Below are 3,620 nucleotides of genomic sequence, written 5' to 3'. Positions count from 1 at the left end.
CATGATTCAAATAGCCATGGCAAGCATACTGCTGAAACGTTTCATTATTGATAAATGAGTTTCCAAACACGCTCTGAGCCTGCCATCGGCACCCATCATGCGGCTGAGCTGTTCGGCCTCCTGCCTGGTGAGTTTTCCGAGGTCATTCTCGAGAGAAGATCTGGCCTTCGCAGCCGAGACACGATACAAACCAAGTCCGCCGAGTCCGGTGGCCAGATGGCCAAGCCCGGGTCTCTCGTCAGCATTGTCTTTCTGCTGCAGAGCAGCCGCACCGATTTTTGTGATCATAGAGTATGTCCTTTGCGTCATAGAGAAAACTGCCTGTACAGCGCTGGCACTGTAGTGCCGGGAATCTGCCTGGTTCAGAAATATTGGTGAGAACCGAACAAATATTTCTCCACGCCAGCACATCACACCGATGCAGATGGCAACAAAAAAGCGCCGGGAGTTCCGGCGCTTTTTATCGTAGGTCCGTAAGCTGGAAGAATTCCTGTCAGGAGACGTGGCTCAGAATTCCAACTTCAGGCCACAGGAGATGTTGTATTCCCTGGTGAAATGTTCGCCGTGTTCGTGCTCAGCCTGCATGTACAGACGGAGATTGTCCAGAGCCTGCCAGTCCATACCCGCGCCGTAGTAGACGCGCGTACCATCCAAATCGGAGGTCATTCGCTCGCCGTTGATGCTGGCGACCTGTTCACCCAGGAATTCATGGTCCACACCAGCCTTCACATAGGGCTGCACATAGCGTTCGCCGTTTCCGCCTTCCAGCGAAAACTTTTTACCCAGGACAAATCCGGCGCGTCCCGTGAGCGAATCCATATCTTTCTGTTCGATTTTCATCCCGTTGGAGGCATGAAAATCGCCGCCTTTCACCCAGAAATAGGAAAGCTGAAGCTGAGGTTCGAGGATCCAGTGATCGCGGCCTTCGTTGCTGAAGGCAAAATCCAGCTTGCGACCTACCTCCAGCGAGGCACCCAGTCCTAAAGCATCAGGGCCTAGAACTCGTAGCGGAAGCTGCCGAACACACCGTGGCTGGTGGTATGCTGGCCGGCCTGCAGAGTGTAGTTGACGCCGAAGCTCATGGTGTCGTTACCCAGTTCCAGACCGACGCCACCCTGCCAGGTGAGGTAGTCCATCATCTGGGTCTCCACTTCATAGGTGCCGGGCAGACCGGTGAAGGCCACGTCCTGCTTGGCCTTGATGTCGCCGGCGGCCGGGATCACGCTGAAGGCGACACTGGGCTTGAAGGTGAAGCCGTTGTCCAGGGCGATGTCCTTGCTGAAGGTCACGCCGATGGGGAAGGTCCAGATATCCTGATGGAAACCGTCGCCTTCCAGCACGGTGCCGCCGTTGCTTTCCGCATCGAAGCCCCAGGTATTGAGGCTCATGTAGCGTACGCCGATGTGCGGGATGATGTCCATCACGCTGGTCTGGAGCAGGTATTCGGCCCGCAGACCGGCGCTGATGGCCGTGGCCTGCACGTCGGCTTCCAGATCGCCCATGCCCATGCGGCCGTCCACATCCTGCTTGAGGTCGTTCCAGGTGCTGGTGTAGGAGACGTCGGCCATGAGGCCGAAGTTCTCGTAGTTCCAGCCCGCGTAAGCGCCCAGGCCCCAGAAGTTCATGCGGTTTTCGGTGCTGCTGAGGTCACCGCCGGAGGATTCGGCATAGCCGCCACCGATGTTGAAGGTGATACCGGCGCGGATGGCGTTCTCGAAGGTGTAGTCAGCGCCCAGGGAGACGCCGCCCAGGTTGCCGTTGAAGCCGTAGTCCATGTTGTCGGCTTCCATGCCCCAGCCGTGCTGGCTCTGCCACAGGGGGGCGATCCACAGGGCAAAGCCGGTGGTGTTGCGGTCCACGATCTTGCCTTCGGCGTTCATAGCCTGCGCGCCGTCGGCCGGATTGGCGAAGCCCAGACGGTTGACCACAGCATTGGTGGCCGCGTCGGAAGCCATCTTGGTCATCTGCGGCACGGCACCGGCAAAAGCGATGCGGGCCGCGCTTTCGATGGTGGAAGCGGCAGCGTCCTTGTCCGCGCCGAGGAAGCGGTTGTCCGTGGCACGGCTCAGGAAGCGCACACCCATCTGGTCGGAGTTGACGTTGTTGAGGCTGTCCCTGTACAGCTTGTTCACCGCGTTGGTCATGCCTTCGCTCAGGTCGGGGAACACGTTTTTGGCGTCCTCGACCCCGGCCGTGAACGTCATGCCGTCAGCAGAGGTGAGCGTGACCATGTCGGAGCTGGCCATCAGGTTGCCGCCCTTCCAGCCGTCGGCAGCGCTGTTGCCGTATCCCGATCCATTGAAGGCATTGGACCCATTGCCGTTGGCAATGACCCTGTACGTCTTGCCATTCTGGGCACCGGAGATGAGCAGCTTGGCGCCGTTTTGGACAGTGAACTCCGTGGAGGGGGCGCTCAAAGTAAGGGCCGCGGTGTTTCCGTTGATGTTCGTGCCGTTGACCACCAGCAGGGAGTCCTTGCCGAAGTAGGCCTGATTTACATCGGTGCCATTGACCTTGCCGTTCGACCTAACGTTGGCGTCCACCACGATCTTGCCGCTGCTGGCCAGTGCCACAGGGGCGGCCAGTGCCAGGACGGACTGGCCGGCACCCACGGTGAAGTTGGGGCCAACGCTCATGCCGGCCTTTTCCATGGCCTGACGCATATCCGCTTCCGGCATGCCGCCGATGTTGACCGTGGAGCCGCTGCTTACCAGCAGCTGCGTGCCGAACGTGGAGCTGGCCACGCTGTCGATCTTCACATAGGCCGGATCCACAAACATGGTGCCGCCATTGGCCGTGAGTGCGCCGATCTGCATGGTGCTGTTCAGCACTTTGACTGTGCCAGTGTTAGCCATGATCAGACCGCTGCCCAGCGTGGTGGTACCGCCTTCCACGGTGATGGTGCCGGCATTGTAGATGTCGTTGGGCTTATCGGCAGCCGTGTTGTTGGTAAAGGTATTGGTACCTGTGAGGAACAGAACACCGTCATTGTAGATGGCGCCGCCATTTTCTCCGGCAGTGTTGCCGGTGAATTTGCCGCCGTTGACGGTCAGCGTGCCGGAATTGTAGATGGCACCGCCTTCGTGACCTGCCGTGTTGCCGTCAAAGGTGGCATTGGTGATGGTAGCCGCGCCCCTGTTCCAAATGGCGCCGCCGTCGAAGGCATTGGCCTTATTGTTTTTGAAGATGGTATTTTTAACGACCAGCGTACTGTCCTGCACGTTGAAAATGGCACCGCCGTATCTATTGGCCGTGTTGTCATCAAATCTGCCGTCTGTGACGGTCAGTTTGCCATTGGCGTTATTGTAGATGGCGCCGCCGTCCTTGGCCGTGTTGCTCTTAAAGCTGCCGCCGTTGACGGTCAGCGTGCCGGAATTGTGGATGGCACCGCCGTTGTCCCCGACCTCGTTGCTATTAAAGGTGGCATCAGTGATGGTCGCCATGGAGTTGTTCCAAATGGCGCCGCCGTTCTTGGCCATGTTGCTCTTAAAGCTGCCGCCGTTGACGGTCAGCGTGTCGGTATTGTAGATGGCGCCGCCGTTGTAAGAGCGTGTTTGGAAACTTCAGCTTTTATAGTTACAAGAAGGCATGTGGACAAAAAAAGACTGTGCGCGGCAGCA

At 58.4% G+C, this 3,620-nt stretch carries 3 protein-coding genes; all 3 read right to left on the bottom strand.

Features of this window, described 5'->3' with window-relative positions:
* Positions 1–6 precede the first annotated feature (6 nt).
* Complete coding sequence (locus HF854_RS12175; RefSeq protein WP_168936522.1) at positions 7–288, bottom strand: hypothetical protein; 282 nt, start codon at positions 286–288, stop codon at positions 7–9.
* 219 nt (positions 289–507) lie between these two features.
* Complete coding sequence (locus HF854_RS12170) at positions 508–948, bottom strand: autotransporter outer membrane beta-barrel domain-containing protein (protein ID WP_240937759.1); 441 nt, start codon at positions 946–948, stop codon at positions 508–510.
* 47 nt (positions 949–995) lie between these two features.
* Positions 996–3,479: an autotransporter family protein gene (locus HF854_RS12165; protein WP_168936521.1), complete on the bottom strand. Its 2,484-nt coding sequence runs from the start codon at positions 3,477–3,479 to the stop codon at positions 996–998.
* Between the last annotated feature and the right edge of the window lie 141 nt (positions 3,480–3,620).

This window comes from Desulfovibrio piger (assembly GCF_012843875.1).
Lineage (GTDB): Bacteria > Desulfobacterota > Desulfovibrionia > Desulfovibrionales > Desulfovibrionaceae > Desulfovibrio.
Note: the sequence above shows the minus strand (reverse complement) of the source record. Positions and strands in the feature narration are given on the sequence as shown.